12 protein-coding genes and 1 riboswitch are annotated in these 14315 nt (G+C 48.8%); of the genes, 7 read left to right on the top strand and 5 right to left on the bottom strand.

Features of this window, described 5'->3' with window-relative positions; translation table 11 throughout:
- Positions 1-21: 21 nt before the first annotated feature.
- Complete coding sequence (locus ACFVU8_RS24795) at positions 22-609, top strand: TasA family protein (RefSeq protein WP_387430850.1); 588 nt, start codon at positions 22-24, stop codon at positions 607-609.
- Between the two features lie 183 nt (positions 610-792).
- Positions 793-1122, top strand: a complete 330-nt coding sequence (locus ACFVU8_RS24800) for a helix-turn-helix domain-containing protein (RefSeq protein ID WP_217622300.1) — start codon at positions 793-795, stop codon at positions 1120-1122.
- A 107-nt stretch (positions 1123-1229) separates the two neighbouring features.
- Here ACFVU8_RS24800 and ACFVU8_RS24805 read toward each other — a convergent pair whose 3' ends face one another.
- On the bottom strand, positions 1230-1382 hold the full coding sequence (locus ACFVU8_RS24805) for an anti-repressor SinI family protein (protein ID WP_246316984.1): 153 nt from the start codon (positions 1380-1382) through the stop codon (positions 1230-1232).
- A gap of 27 nt (positions 1383-1409) precedes the next feature.
- Positions 1410-1494, bottom strand: a riboswitch (cyclic di-GMP riboswitch).
- 517 nt (positions 1495-2011) lie between these two features.
- Between ACFVU8_RS24805 and ACFVU8_RS24810 the strand changes: the two genes are divergently transcribed.
- Both ACFVU8_RS24810 and odhB read left to right on the top strand, forming a co-directional pair.
- Entirely contained in the window at positions 2012-4885 is a 2874-nt protein-coding gene (locus tag ACFVU8_RS24810; RefSeq protein WP_387430852.1) for a 2-oxoglutarate dehydrogenase E1 component, read from the top strand.
- A gap of 52 nt (positions 4886-4937) precedes the next feature.
- Positions 4938-6251, top strand: coding sequence for a 2-oxoglutarate dehydrogenase complex dihydrolipoyllysine-residue succinyltransferase (gene odhB, locus ACFVU8_RS24815; RefSeq protein ID WP_379467105.1), 1314 nt, complete (start codon positions 4938-4940; stop codon positions 6249-6251).
- Between the two features lie 229 nt (positions 6252-6480).
- Here the strand turns inward: odhB and ACFVU8_RS24820 are convergent, their stop codons facing one another.
- Positions 6481-7119, bottom strand: a complete 639-nt coding sequence (locus ACFVU8_RS24820; protein ID WP_387430854.1) for a nitroreductase family protein — start codon at positions 7117-7119, stop codon at positions 6481-6483.
- Between the two features lie 120 nt (positions 7120-7239).
- On the opposite strand from ACFVU8_RS24820, the gene ACFVU8_RS24825 reads away from it, so the two are divergent.
- Positions 7240-7599 (top strand): MerR family transcriptional regulator, encoded by a 360-nt coding sequence (locus ACFVU8_RS24825; protein ID WP_387430856.1) that lies wholly within the window; start codon positions 7240-7242, stop codon positions 7597-7599.
- Positions 7600-8619: 1020 nt separating this feature from the next.
- Here the strand turns inward: ACFVU8_RS24825 and ACFVU8_RS24830 are convergent.
- From ACFVU8_RS24830 to ACFVU8_RS24840, 3 genes are all read right to left on the bottom strand, one after another.
- Positions 8620-9933, bottom strand: a complete 1314-nt coding sequence (locus ACFVU8_RS24830) for an L-lactate MFS transporter (protein WP_387430859.1) — start codon at positions 9931-9933, stop codon at positions 8620-8622.
- A 124-nt stretch (positions 9934-10057) separates the two neighbouring features.
- A complete protein-coding gene (locus ACFVU8_RS24835; protein ID WP_175370894.1) occupies positions 10058-10789 on the bottom strand; it encodes a LytR/AlgR family response regulator transcription factor in 732 nt (243 codons plus the stop codon).
- The gene (locus ACFVU8_RS24840; protein WP_387430862.1) at positions 10786-12450 is read right to left on the bottom strand and encodes a LytS/YhcK type 5TM receptor domain-containing protein; all 1665 of its coding nucleotides are present in this window, start codon (positions 12448-12450) and stop codon (positions 10786-10788) included. Before ACFVU8_RS24840 ends, ACFVU8_RS24835 begins: the two co-directional genes overlap by 4 nt.
- Positions 12451-13029: 579 nt before the next feature.
- On the opposite strand from ACFVU8_RS24840, the gene ACFVU8_RS24845 reads away from it, so the two are divergent.
- Together ACFVU8_RS24845 and ACFVU8_RS24850 are read left to right on the top strand one after the other, a co-directional pair.
- Positions 13030-13629, top strand: a complete 600-nt coding sequence (locus ACFVU8_RS24845; protein ID WP_387430865.1) for a nucleotidyltransferase family protein — start codon at positions 13030-13032, stop codon at positions 13627-13629.
- Positions 13630-13728: 99 nt separating this feature from the next.
- Positions 13729-13950, top strand: coding sequence for a hypothetical protein (locus tag ACFVU8_RS24850; protein ID WP_387430867.1), 222 nt, complete (start codon positions 13729-13731; stop codon positions 13948-13950).
- Positions 13951-14315: the final 365 nt, after the last annotated feature.

A 14315-nucleotide genomic window follows, 5' to 3' on the forward strand; every position in this document is an offset into this window, starting at 1 on the left:
TATAAGAGGAGGAATTTATTCATGGGTATCAAAAAAACATTGGGTCTTGGTGTGGCATCAGCGGCTTTGGGATTGTCTTTAATCGGGGGAGGTACCTTCGCTTACTTCAGCGATACAGCAGAAAGCACAGCAACTTTCGCCGCTGGCACGCTGGACCTGAATACTAATCCTGAGCAAAACGTAAACCTGAGCAATCTGAAGCCAGGCGACATCGCTGTCCGCAGCTTCACTCTACAGAACAACGGCACGCTCGACATTAAGGAATTGAAGCTGGCTACAACGTATAATGTTACGGATGCTAACACTAATAATGGCTCAGAGGATCTGGGCGCACACTTTAAAGTAAAACTGCTTGATAGCAGCTATACTAGCGGCCCGATTACTGGCCATGTCGTTGGCGAAGCAACACTCAAAGATTTGCAGAACAATCCAGGCTATGATCTGGTAGCTAACGCCTTCCCAGGAGGCATCTCCGCTGCCCAATCTAAGACGCTCAAGCTAGCCTTTGAGTTCGTTGAAAACGGCCAGGATCAAAACATCTTCCAAGGAGACAGCGTAGCCGTAACCTTGACCTTCAATGCTAAGCAAGGCGTTGGCGAATTTAAATAAGCCTGTTCTTCTAAAAACTACCGGCATCTCTTAGACCTTTAACCGGGCTGGGACATGCCGGTTTTTTGCACCAGTCCCCTCCCTCTTTCTCCTCTGAACAGCAATGTATCTTTGTCCGTTTCCAGGAAATTTGTTATACTTATACAAAAAGTACGGAGGGGCGTTGTCATCGTGCCTGATAATATGGGAGGGCGCATCCATGAACTCCGGGTAGAGAAGGGCTTATCCTTATCCGAGCTTGCGGACAAGGCGGATGTAGCCAAGTCGTACCTGAGTAATGTTGAGAGAAATATCCAGTCCAACCCCTCTATCCAATTCATTGAAAAAATTGCCGATGCGCTCCAAGTATCTATTCACGTGTTGCTATATGGAGATCTCTCCGACACTGAAGAGACGCCTCTGGATTCGGAATGGTTCCGGCTCGTGCAAGAGGCAATGAGCTCTGGCATCAGCAAGCGGGAATTCAAGGAATTTCTGGATTATCAAAAATGGCGTCTTGAACAAAAGGATTAATGATTTCAGCCCTGAACGCTTCAACGCCTCAAGCACCCCATCATATAGAGAAGGGCACAGCATATGCTGTGCCCTTCTCTATATGTATCCTGTTATGATTCAAGCTGCTAAATAGCCTTCAACGCCTTCTCATTAAAGAAACGGCGAATCTCCTCCGCCTTGATGCCCGCCTTCTTGGCACTCAGCAGCAAATATACCCATTCTAAATCCAGATCGACTGTCTGCAGTTCTCCGTTGTTCCCCTGGTTGGACTTATCCAAAAAATCTCCTCCTAAGATTTCGCGTCCCCAGGCAGTCCGGCCGTCTTAGTATTTCTACCTTAGACCCGAGACTTTGTGCCCCTGTCTTTCAACAGGTTTACCCTTTACTGGATCCTTTACATGAAAGGATCTGGCTAGAAATTATATTAAAAACCTTTCTGCAATAACATTATACAAGAAATAATCGGAAAAGTGTGTCGTTTTCTGGAAACTTCTAAGGAGACAAATGTAAAAAGTTTAGCTCTTTTTGACTAATACCTGTCCAACTTGAAACCATCTGTATGAGATGTAAAATTTTTAATTTATGAATAATTCTACTAATTCATACGAACTATATAAAGTTATTAACCAAACTTCAAATCCTCTAAACAGCTTTCCCTGTCAAATCAGGGTCTATTGAATCATTTTAATAGTTCCAGCCTCTTGGGGTAATCTACTTATGGCGCTATGGCATCAATAATCAGGCTGAACCATACCGTTTTGCGATTGGATTGGACGAAAGTATGAATTGATTAAGATCACCGAAAGTAGCACAATAGAAAGGAAATGAAAACGCAACCATCACAGCTCCGAACAAGGCCCATACCAGCGCCCTGCGTTTGGAGTTCATCCGTTAGGAGGATGTATTCATGGCAGCCAAAGAGCCCTACAATGAATCTGTTTGGAGCAAATATTACGGTCCCAATCTGGGCTACATTCAAGAGAAGTATGAGCAGTTTGTGAAAGACCCCTCCTCAGTTGAAAATAATTACCGTGAACTTTTTACTGTTTATGGCCCGCCTCCCCTGGCGCCGGATGCCGAACCCGCTCCGCAGCCGATCGTTTCGGGAGATGCCGTTTGGCTTCGTAAGGCTGTCAAAGCCTCCAAGCTGATCGCTAACATTCGTATATATGGCCATTTGGCCGCCAATATTGACCCGCTGGAGCGGGATCACAACCCTATGATAAAATGGCTGAATCACGAAACATATGAACTGACGCGTGAGGATCTCATGGCCCTCCCTGCTTCGCTGATTTGGGAGAATGTCCCGGATAATATTCAAACCGCTTGGGACGCCGTTCACCGGATGCGCCAAGCCTATACACAAACTATCGCCTACGAATTTGGTCATGTGCATGATGAACAGGAACTTCGCTGGTTGAACAGCCAGGCAGAATCCGTTAACTCACCTGCGCCACTGAATACCGCTGAACGCAAGGAATTGCTGAGTCGGTTGATTCAAGTGGAGCAGTTTGAGACCTTCCTGCACAAGACTTTCGTAGGCCAAAAGCGTTTCAGCCTCGAGGGCAACGATGCCCTGGTGCCAATGCTGGACGAAATCGTACGCGCAGCCGCACATGAAGGTGCCGAGCATATCCTGATGGGCATGGCCCACCGTGGACGTCTTAATGTACTGGCCCATATCCTTGGCAAACCTTACGACATCATTTTCTCCGAGTTCCATCATTCACCGAACAAGGAGCTATTCCCTTCGGAAGGCTCCATGGGCATTAACTACGGCTGGACCGGGGACGTGAAGTATCACCTGGGGGCTGACCGCGCTGTACGTGAGGGCGAAACCGTCCGCACTAGGCTGACGCTGGCGAACAATCCGAGCCACCTGGAGTTTGTTAATCCTGTCGTAGAAGGATTCGCACGTGCAGCTCAGGAGGAGCGGGGCACAACAGGCCTGCCGAAGCTCGACACGAACAAGGCGATAGCTGTGCTGATGCACGGAGATGCTGCTTTCCCAGGTGAAGGTATCGTGGCTGAGACACTGAACATCGGCAAGCTGGACGGGTATACGAATGGCGGTACGATTCATATTATCGTCAACAACCGCATCGGCTTCACCACCGAAAGCGAGGACTCCCGGTCGACGCATTATGCCAGTGACTTGGCAAAAGGCTATGAAATCCCTATCGTCCATGTCAATGCTGATGATCCGGAAGCCTGTGTAGCGGCTGTTCGTTTGGCTAGCGCCTACCGCAATAAGTACAAGAAGGATTTTGTCATTGATCTGATCGGCTACCGCCGCCACGGTCACAATGAGATGGATGATCCGGAAACAACCCAGCCAATCGTCTACGGCAAGGTCCGCAATCACCCGACAGTCCACAGAATCTATGCCGAACGCCTCCGTCAGGAGAAGGTCGTCACAGATGAAGATGTGAAGCAAATGAACGCTGATGCAGAGAGCATTTTGCAGCAGGCTTATGATAATATGAAAGAAGGCAAACATAAGAGCGCGGACAGCAAGACTTCCGTACCCGTGAAGACGGAGGACAGCCCTAGCAAATCGACTGCTGTCTCTCTGGGGGCGCTCCAACAAATTAACCGTGAGCTACTTAGCGTCCCTGACGGCTTCACCGTCTATCCGAAGCTGCAGCGCATTCTGCAGCGCCGCAAAGACGCACTGAACGACGGTGAGAAGGTAGACTGGGCACTGGCAGAAAGCTTAGCCTTCGCTTCCATAATCAGAGACGGAACTCCGATCCGCTTGAGCGGCCAGGACGCACAGCGCGGTACCTTTGCGCACCGCCACCTCGTCCTGCATGACAGCGAGACCGGAGAATTGTTCTCTCCGCTGCATCAAATAAGCGATGCTAAAGCTTCCTTCGGTGTGTACAACAGTCCGTTGTCGGAAGCATCGGTGCTTGGCTTCGAGTACGGGTACAACGTATTTGCGCCTGAGACTTTTGTAATCTGGGAAGCCCAATACGGCGACTTCGCCAATGCCGGTCAGGTCATCATTGACCAGTTCATTTCGGCTGGACGGGCGAAATGGACGCAGCGCAGCAATCTTGTTATGCTGCTGCCGCACGGCTACGAAGGCCAGGGACCGGAGCATTCCAGCGGCAGACTGGAACGCTACCTGCAGCTGTCTGCGGAAGAGAATTGGACCGTGGCGAATCTGACTTCAGCATCCCAGTATTTCCACCTGCTGCGCCGCCAAGCTTCTCTGTGCGGCAAGGCGGAAGCCCGGCCGCTCGTTATCATGGCGCCGAAGAGCCTGATCCGCAACCCGCGCAGCACTTCTGCCGGAACCGAACTGGCCTCGGGACATTTCCAGGCCGTGCTGCCTGAGCCGCTGCTTGGCCAGAACCCGGCTGAAGTGAAACGTCTCGTGGTTTGCAGCGGCAAGGTCGCCATTGACCTGCAAGCCGAGCTGGAAGCTGCGACTGCGAAGGGCAAGGAATGGTCCTGGCTGCACATCCTGCGGCTGGAGCAGCTCTACCCGTTCCCAGAGCAGGAACTGGCCGCCTACCTGAGCACCTTCCGCTCCCTGGAAGAAATCGTCTGGGTGCAGGAAGAGCCGAAGAACATGGGCTCCTGGAGCTTCACTGAGCCGCGTCTGCGGGCCATCGCTCCCGAGAATACCAAGGTCAAATATATCGGCCGGCCGGAGCGTTCCAGCCCGGCAAGCGGCTATGCAGATGTTCACACCTACGAGCAACGTAGAATTGTTACGGAAGCCCTGAAATTGAATTCGCAAGTACAAACGGCTGTACCGTCCTCCTAAGAGGACGGTGTCACTATAGCGTAAACTATAAAGTTTGGGGAGGTAGCGGCCTGTGTCTGAAATTAAAGTACCCGATCTAGGCGAATCCATTTCCGAAGGAACGATCTACAAGTGGCTGGTTAAAGAGGGCGATACAGTTGGTCAGGGAGATGTGCTGGCAGAGCTGGAGACAGACAAAGTCAATCTTGAGATTAGTGCAGAGGAGGACGGTGTCATCTCCTCCATCCTGCGGCAGGCCGGCGAGAACGTAGCCGTTGGCGAAGCCATCGGCATCATCGGCGCGGCAGCAGCCGGCACGCCGAAAGCGGCCGAGGGCAGCAAGCCCGCGGCCGCACCGGAAGCGGCAGGCGGCAGCAACGCCGCCGCGCCTCAAGCAGCAGCGGAAGCTTCCGCGCCCGCTGCAAGCGCCGTGCCCGCAGCTACGGGCGCGGGCGACAGCTCCGCGGCCCTGGCTACGCCGGGCGCGCGCAAGCTGGCACGGGAGCGCGGCATCGCCCTCGGCGATGTTAGCGCCCGTGACCCGATCGGCCGGATTGGCCAGGCCGATGTGAAGGACCATGGCGCAGCGGGTGCTGCTGCGCCAGCCGCTCCGGCGCCGCAAGGCAAGCCGGAGGCGGCGAAGCCGCTTGCGGCGCTGGGCAAAGCGCCGCACCCGGAGGACGGCAAAGCAACGGAGCGCAAGCGCATGTCGCGCAGACGGCTGACGATTGCCAGCCGCCTGGTGGAAGCGCAGCAGACGGCGGCGATGCTGACCACCTTCAACGAGGTGGACATGACGGCGATTCTGGATATCCGCAAGCGCCGCAAGGATAACTTCAAAGAGAAGCATGATGTTGGACTAGGCTTCATGTCCTTCTTCACCAAGGCTGTGATCGGTGCCTTGAAGGCCTATCCGATGCTCAACGCCGAGATCGACGGCGAGGATCTCTTGCTGAAGAAATACTATGATATCGGCATTGCCGTCGCTGCCAAGGAAGGCCTGGTCGTACCGGTCGTCCGCGATGCAGACCGGTTGAGCTTCCCGCAGATCGAGCGGGAAATTGGTGCACTGGCCGCTAAAGCACGGGCCAACACACTGAGCCTAGCTGAGCTGCAAGGCGGCACATTCACGATAACTAACGGCGGAGTGTTCGGCTCACTGCTCTCTACGCCGATCCTTAATACCCCACAGGTAGGTATCTTGGGTATGCACAAGATCCAGCTGCGCCCGATTGCACTGGACGAAGAAACTACCGTCAACCGGCCGATGATGTATATCGCACTGTCCTATGACCACCGAATCGTCGACGGCTCCGAAGCCGTAAGCTTCCTGGTCAAAGTTAAGGAACTGCTGGAAGATCCGGAAGCTCTGCTGTTAGAGGGCTAAGTGTTATCATCCAACTTTACAATGTGCAGTTAACCTATCAATCAAAAAGGAGGTCCCCGGAGCATTGCTTCAGGGACCTCCTTTTTTGCCGCCATTTTTATAGCTCTTCCTTGGCTTCTGTACCTTCACCTTCCCAATGAAAGTAACTGCAGCAGTCATGGACGAGAAAATAAAGTCCTGGACTACCGCTATTTTTTATTGAACTATCGCCTCTCATTAATACAAGTGCTTATCTCCAAAATGTGATCTTGTCAGAACTTAACCGCACGGTTTCATATCCTGCTTCCTTGGCTTTTCCTATGGAGATAATCATTACTGGAGCATAACGTTCTTCATCTAAATCAAATGCTTTGGCTACCTGATCCACTTCAAAGCCTGCCATTGGATTCGTATCATACCCATGCGCACGAGCTACCAACATTAACTGCATGGCGAAAAGGCTGCTATCGATTTTTGCTACTTCAATTTTCACTTCTTTGGGTAACGTTGGATACATTGACAGGATGGTGTTGACCTGACCATCTCGTACTTCTGCTGGCATCTTCCCTTCTTCCACAGCTGTATTGTAAATTTCTTCGACATTTAAATAGCTATCAGTATCACCAAAAATTAATAACATGGCTGATGAAGTATCGTTTTGTAACGTATTGAAGCGCACAAGAGGTCTTAGTTTTTCTTTTCCTTCCGGAGTATCCACCACCACTACACGCCAAGGCTGCATATTTGCAGAGGACGGTGCCAAGCTGGCCTCCGCAATCATTTCACTGAGCTCTTCTTTTGATATTTTAAAGTTCTCGTCATAATTACGAACAGAACGTCTTTCCTTGACTATACTGGCAAAATCATTATTTAGAGTATTATTAAACATAGACTCTCTCCTCTTGATAACGTTAGTTTTTTTTTGACAATTTGTATGTCGTTCGTTATCATATTCGCATTATGAACTATAAACCTAGGTTTATAGCAACAATTAAAAAGAGGTCATATTGTGAAAATAAATGATGTTTCAAAATTAACGGATCTGCCCATATCAACATTGAGATTTTATGAACGTAAAAACCTAATTCCGGACATATTTCTGCAAAGAGATGCTAATAATTATCGTATTTATTCGGAGGAGATTGTTGAATTTCTCGAAGATGTGAAGGCGCTTTTATCCGTAGGTTTTTCTATAGAGGAATTAAGTGTGCTAGTCAGTCAAGAACTTAATTTATCATACGAGCTAAAGAAACAAGTTGTTGAACAAAAAATCAAAGAAATTGAAGATGTCCAGAAGCGATTGAAAAAATCGAAGAAATTTTTGCATGCCGTCTTGGAGGGAAAAGCAAATTTCCAAACAAAGTGTTAGAAATAAGCTGCTTGGAGAATGCCCTGTGAATATACGGATATCATCAATCAGTAAGGTGTTATTCTTAAGTTCGCTTTATATAGTTATTTATTCAACTAACCTTCCGCTTAGCTTTAGTGAAGGGAAACCTGCGCGGTTCCATAACCATCGGGGGTATGAGAAGATCGATGGGGGCTAAACCCACTACCTGACCGCGCTTTCCCCCAAGCTTGTGTAACAGCTTGTTTAACAACTTGTTTAACAGCTTGTCTATCGTCAGCAGAACCAACCTCGCGAATACATAAATAAGAGCATTTTTGTACCTTAATTCGGCGGCAACGAAGTGGAAAGATTCATTAAGGGCATTTTTGTATGTTAATTCTTCGGGTATATCACCTTTTTAGGGATTTGTAAGAAAATAAGGTGCAAAAATGCTCTTAATTCCCTTTTTCACGCTAAAACAATAAATATAAGGTACAAAAATGCCGTTATTTAAACACTGAGTCGACTTTGGAAAAAGAAACGTTATCCGAGGGAAAACGGCGGCAAGGTAACTGTAGCAGCATAGGCGATCAAGTGAAAGGGCGATTAAACGAAAGCTTGGATCTTCTGATTCACTGAACATGTGTGCCAGCCCCATATTGTGCGTGTCACTTCAATTCCCAGTTCAGCCCCCGGTAAATACTCGGCAAGCTCTCGATAAGCCCTAAATTTAGTTACTGGTCGATATAAGCTGAACTTAAGAATTAGGCAAGCTGACTGGAGAATTCCTATAAAAATAAGGATATCATCAATCAGCAAGGTGCTATTCTTAAGCTCACTTTACATAATCACAAATTTAGTTTCTGGTTTAAACACAAAATAGGTTGCGATTTTTCGGTAAACTTTTGACTGTCCAGTAAGCTTTAAAGCCATAGTTAATATTTCTTTATAGCAAAATAGAGGAGATTAGCCCACATAATAAACTAACCTTCCTCTATTTAGGTATTACCTTTTTTGCTCTGTCTCTGTAATTAGGCCAACATCACAATCTGTATATGGTTAAGCTGTCCCCCCGTAAGGTTTCAGGCTCAATCCCTTCTCTGTCTTCTCTTTCTGCACCGGCGGCTTCAGGGAAATTGCAATGATTGAAGCCAGCAGACACAAGAGACCAATCACGATAAAGGTGGGTTTGAACCCGCCAAGCAAAGCAGCCATAAATGATCCGGATAAAGCTCCGATTCCAAAGCCTTGATACACGATGCCGTAGTTCTTGCTATGATTCTTCAGACCGAAGAAGTCACTGACAATAGCCGGGAACACCGTAATGTTTCCGCCGAAGCAGAAGGCAATTGCCGCCACACAGGCGAAGAACAGGCCAAAGCTCAGGTGGGCGAAACTAAGCGTCAGCATCGCCGCAGCGGTTACTACGAGTGATGCGCCAACCAGCTTCAAGCGGCTCATTTTATCAGACAATGCCCCAAGAATCAGGCGTCCGCTTGTATTGAAAATCGCGATCATTGCCACCGCATTCGCTGCTGTCTGCACATCAAGTCCAGCCAGCTTCACTCCGATATCCTTAACGATGCCTATCAGGTAGAGGCCGCTCATACAAGCGGTGAAGAAGATAATGAATAGCAGATACGCTTCTTTGGTGCGAAGCATTTCCTTAACGGTATAGTCCTTGGCACCAGCCGGAACACTGGAGGCGGTTGCAGGAGATGCCGACAGGCTAGACCGCGTTCCTACTGGGACTACACCCGCCGAAGACTGCACAACAGCCGGTACAGAGGCTGGCGCGGCAGCTTCTCTGATCAGCAGCGAGCCAATAACAACCATAGCCATCACAATCATTCCCCAGTAAAGGAATGTGTTAGATACACCGACCGAGTCGATCAGACTGCCATTTATATATTTGAAAACCAGACTTCCTGTCCCGTAAGCACCAACAGATACGCCGGAGATTAAGCCTTTATTCTTTGGAAACCATTTGATCAGGTTAGATAACGAAGTGATATAAGCCGTTCCGTCCGCATAGCCGACGATCAATCCTGCCAGCAGATAGAACATCGGGAGTGAACTTGCCTGTGAACTGAGCATTAGCCCCAGTCCTAGCACGATCCCTGCGGTTCCAGTCAGTCTGCGGAGGCCGAACCGGTCCTGCAGCTTGCCCGCGAACAGTGTTGCAAAAGCCAGCGCGAAGCTGGTAATGGAAAATGTTATTGCGACGGAGCTGAGCTCCCATCCGAATTTGGATACCAGTTGTGCATTGAACAAGCTCCATGTATAAATCGTACCCAGACCCATTTGCATAATGACGGTACCTAGTACAATAAGCCATCGTTTGGCGCTTTTACTATCCGTAGTTGTAGTCATGGCCGTTTCCTTCTTTCTCTCGTTGATCGCTGCAAGAGTCTCTATTGCCTCTTCATTGTAGCGAAAGCAACACCGCTTGAGAGAAATACGGAATGAGATGACTGAAATGAGGAATGAAATACGCTTACAATCGCATAATCTGCCTGAATTCCTTGACCCGGCTGCGACTAACCGGCACTTCAAAATCCAAATCACGCAGGCGCAGCAGATACGTATTGTTGAACCAAGGGATGATCTCCTTGATTTTCGACAGGTTGACTAGGTAGGAACGGTGGCAACGGAAAAATCGGTCCTGCGGCAGCCGGGCATGAAAATCGCTGATGCTGAGCGCCATACTGTACTCTTCGCTTTTGGTCATCACACTGGTGGTCTTCTCCTGCGCCGAGGCGTAATAGATGTCATCCGCATCCACCACGATGATCTTCTCGTTTTTCCATAGGTTTACCTTATCACTGAGCGGATTACGTTCACTTTCTTCCTCCTGCCGACCACGAGCGGCATGGGCCGTCTCGAGTTTATGCAGCATCGCTTTGATCCGAACCTCGCTGTACGGCTTCAGAATATAATCGAACGCCTCTATTTCGAAGGCCTCGGCAGCATGCTCTTTGTACGCAGTGATGAACACAATATAGGGCTTCACCGAGAACTTGCTGATATTCTGCGCGAGCAGCACACCGTCGATGGAAGGAATGTTGATATCCAGAAAAAGCACATCCGCCTCCTGGCTCTGTAAGTATTTTAATGCATCCAGCCCGTCCTCAAACTGAGCGACAATTTCGATTCCACTATGTGCCTCAATCAAGAAGGCCAGCTCTTGTCTTGCCAGTTCCTCATCCTCTACAATTATCGCTCTCATCGGCTCTCCTTTTTAACATCAAAATAGATATCCGTTCCTTTGTCCAATCGGTGGATCGTCAGTCCGTTCCCATAGATCAGTTTTACCCGCTGATGCACATTATAAAGTCCGATCTTGTTCTCCGGCATATCGCCGCTGTAGACTCTCGCGATCGTCTCTTCAGAAATGCCGACCCCGGTGTCGCGGATACCGACCCGCACCGTATCGCCCTGGTCTTTTACCGAAATGGTCACGGTACCCTTCCCCTTTTCCTTTAAAATCCCGTGTATAATGGCATTCTCCACGAGCGGCTGAATAATGAGACTAGGAATGCGCACCTCCACCTCATCGTCGATATCATAGAGCACCGTTAGGCGGCTGCCGAAGCGCGCTTTTTCAATCTCTACATATTGCTGAACCTGCTGGAGCTCCTTGTTAATATCAATAAATTCATCACTCAGCTCCAGATTATACCGCATATACCCGGACAGATTCACGATCAGCTCCCGCGCTTTATCCGGGTTGATCCGAATCGAGGAGATGATCGCATTCAGCGCATTGAATAGAAAATGGGGGTTGATACTCGTCTGTAATGCTTTCAGCTCCGCTTTGTTCGCCATCTCCTTGATGCCTTCCACACGCGATACTTCCATAAGTGTAGAAATCATCTGCGACAGTCCCACGGCCATAGCCTGAAGGGAATACGTAATTTTATGGGCTTTGGTGTAGTAGATTTTGAGCGCCCCCGTCACCTCACCCTTCTCCTTAAGCGGGATAATAATCAGCGATTTGATCAGCGGGTTCGTATGGTCAGTATCATTGTTCCGGATCGTAATTTCCCCGCTGGACAGTGTCTGCTTGGTCTCGTCGCTAATAATCTCGCTGGTCTCGGCATAATACTCTTCCCCTATACCAACGTATGCGCGGATCAATCTGGTATCAGTAATGGCTACAGCGTCCGCTCCGATATCCTCTTTAATGATTTGGCAGATGGTATGGAGGGATTCATGATTGATGTTGCGAAAATACGGCAGCGTCTTATTGGCGATATCGAGTGCGAGCTTGGATTGCTTGGCGGCTATCCGCTCCTTTTCCCCTTCCACACTCTGGATCAGCATGACGATCAGACCCACACTGACTTGGCCAACAATCATCGGAAAAGCGATCTTGGACACGATGTCCAGCCCAAGCGAGGTTGGCTGCGCCATCACTAGAATAAGTACCATTGTCAGCGCCTCACAGGCCATCCCGGCGAGAATGCCAGCGATCCAGCGCCGTTCAACAGAGCTGCGACGATAAATAATACCGGACACTACCCCCGCGATCACGCTTGTGATGAGACAAGGAACCGAGGTTACCCCGCCGATATCGATCAGGAAACGGTGCACGCCTGAGATCACTCCAGTGATCAGACCCACCCAGGGGCCAAACAGTATCCCTCCGGCCATGATGGCAATGATCCGTACATTTACAAGCGAGCCTTCCACGTTAATGCCGCTGTACGTACCGAAGATAGCGAACAGACTGAATACCACCGTTACAATCGCCAGTTCCTGAGGGGCGTAAGCACCTTTTTGAAAAATCTCTTTAAACCGCGGCAGACGGGTCAGTACGAACAGACACATCAGCAGAAGCGCGGCTCTTTCGAATAATTGCATCAGAATAGTAAACGTGTGTTGCATAGTCACGGCCTCCAAGAACAATATATCGGTCATTATAGTTATAGTTCCCGCCGCTGTCCAATTGCAGCCCGGATCTGTACATCCTTCGGTTCTCTATAAAGTTAGACTGACTATCATCAGTAAAATAATTAAACTCAGGACTCACCTCTTTTCTACTGGCAACTTCCCCATTCATATTTATAATGAGTACATGGTGGTACCACCAACGGACCTCAGTGACCTTATTCCATCCAAAGCGAACTTTATAGGGAGTTAACGGACTCCAGAGGCGTTATTCACACACTTTAGTCTTTCTTTTGTTAGATTCTGCGTAGATAGCGGCTTCTGAGTCCGTAAGGCACAAAAAAAAGCTGATGTAGGAGCAATAACGTCTCCTGGGTCCGTAAGAGACTTATATTGCTGGTTCGCAATGACCTGCTGCAGATGCACGTAGTTCATATTGATGGTTTGCGGTGGCCTGCTTCAGATGCACATAGTTCGTATTGCTGGTTCGCGGTATTAACGGCCACGCTAGCGAGCCATCGGAGCAGTTCACTGGAGGATATTTGCTGGAAGCTTACAACAACGGAGGCGATAACTATGAAACTAAACAATGAGGAAGATATCCTGCGACTTGTCCAAAGCGACCCGTGGATGATGAGTGTGCTGGAAACAGCCAGTCTACTCCATTTGCCGGATTGGTGGGTCTGTGCAGGGTTTGTGCGCTCTAAAATCTGGGACACGCTCCATGGCTTTGCGGAAAGAACGCCTTTACCAGATGTTGATGTTGTCTATTTTGACCCTTCTAACCTTGATGAAGCTGAGGAAAAACGATTGGAGGAGCAGCTAAGAAGCATAGATCCCACCATCCCTTGGTCGGTTAAAAATGAGGCGCGAATGCATCTGATCAATAACATGTCACCGTTCTCATCTTCTACAGATGCGATCTCGAACTTTACAGAGACCGCAACTGCGCTTGGGCTTAGCCTGAACGAAGCGGGGCAAGTCATCCTGACCGCTCCACACGGGATCGAGGATGCGGTGAATATGGTGTTACGGCCGACGCCACATTTTGCAGCAGACAAGGAACGTCACCCCATCTTTGTAGAGCGGATCGCGCGTAAAAACTGGCAGCAGACTTGGAGCCAGCTCCGGTTACACACTGCAAGTGCTGTTTGTGATTTCCCTACCCTAGAGTAGGTAGCCCAATTCACTTAGGTCAGGTGTCACTACTTATACATAGGCATATTATGCAGTATTAAGAAAACGAAAGGAGTACATCCATGCGACAAGAAAACAATGGAGTTCAAGGATTTCAGCAAAGAGATCCCCAGCCACAACATTACGGCCATGAACATACACAACATCCCCATCCCTATTTTCACATCTATGGTTCCCCCCAGGGTATTCATCACATCCATCACCACCATCACCACCATCACCACCATCATCACCACCACCACTATCACACCACGCGAGAGCAAGATACTCATCAATAACGATATTAAAAAGGGCATTTAAAATTTAAGGCGAGAAGAGTTACACCCCCGGCTAATGCTACATCATGCCGCTGTGCGTTTCATTCTCGCCTGATTTTTATTCTATAGGTATATCGAAGAACAGCAATAAACAAGATCCCTGCGGCAACTTCCGTAAAACCTATAAGTATTGTTCGGCTACTTGATTAATTTCATTGGAGAGCCAGACCCTTATCGTTGGAGCAGACTCTGATGAATCTAGCAAAGAAATCAATTGAGGGATAGTTCCTTCATCATATCTGCTTATCAACTATAAATGAGCAAATCCACTTCCAATAAACTGTAAAATCAAAAAAATAGAGACAAAGTGCTTTACCTGTGTTGAAAAAGTAGTCACAACAACAAACT

Source organism: Paenibacillus sp. NPDC058177 (genome assembly GCF_042883835.1).
GTDB classification, from domain to species: Bacteria; Bacillota; Bacilli; order Paenibacillales; family Paenibacillaceae; genus Paenibacillus_AQ; species Paenibacillus_AQ agri.

Coding starts and splice junctions, on each gene's coding strand:
- ACFVU8_RS24795 (WP_387430850.1), top strand. CDS start 22: ATGGGTATCAAAAAAACATTGGGTCTTGGTGTGGCATCAGCGGCTTTG.
- ACFVU8_RS24800 (WP_217622300.1), top strand. CDS start 793: ATGGGAGGGCGCATCCATGAACTCCGGGTAGAGAAGGGCTTATCCTTA.
- ACFVU8_RS24810 (WP_387430852.1), top strand. CDS start 2,012: ATGGCAGCCAAAGAGCCCTACAATGAATCTGTTTGGAGCAAATATTAC.
- ACFVU8_RS24820 (WP_387430854.1), bottom strand. CDS start 7,119: ATGTTTAATAATACTCTAAATAATGATTTTGCCAGTATAGTCAAGGAA.
- ACFVU8_RS24830 (WP_387430859.1), bottom strand. CDS start 9,933: ATGACTACAACTACGGATAGTAAAAGCGCCAAACGATGGCTTATTGTA.
- ACFVU8_RS24835 (WP_175370894.1), bottom strand. CDS start 10,789: ATGAGAGCGATAATTGTAGAGGATGAGGAACTGGCAAGACAAGAGCTG.
- ACFVU8_RS24840 (WP_387430862.1), bottom strand. CDS start 12,450: ATGCAACACACGTTTACTATTCTGATGCAATTATTCGAAAGAGCCGCG.
- ACFVU8_RS24845 (WP_387430865.1), top strand. CDS start 13,030: ATGAAACTAAACAATGAGGAAGATATCCTGCGACTTGTCCAAAGCGAC.
- ACFVU8_RS24850 (WP_387430867.1), top strand. CDS start 13,729: ATGGAGTTCAAGGATTTCAGCAAAGAGATCCCCAGCCACAACATTACG.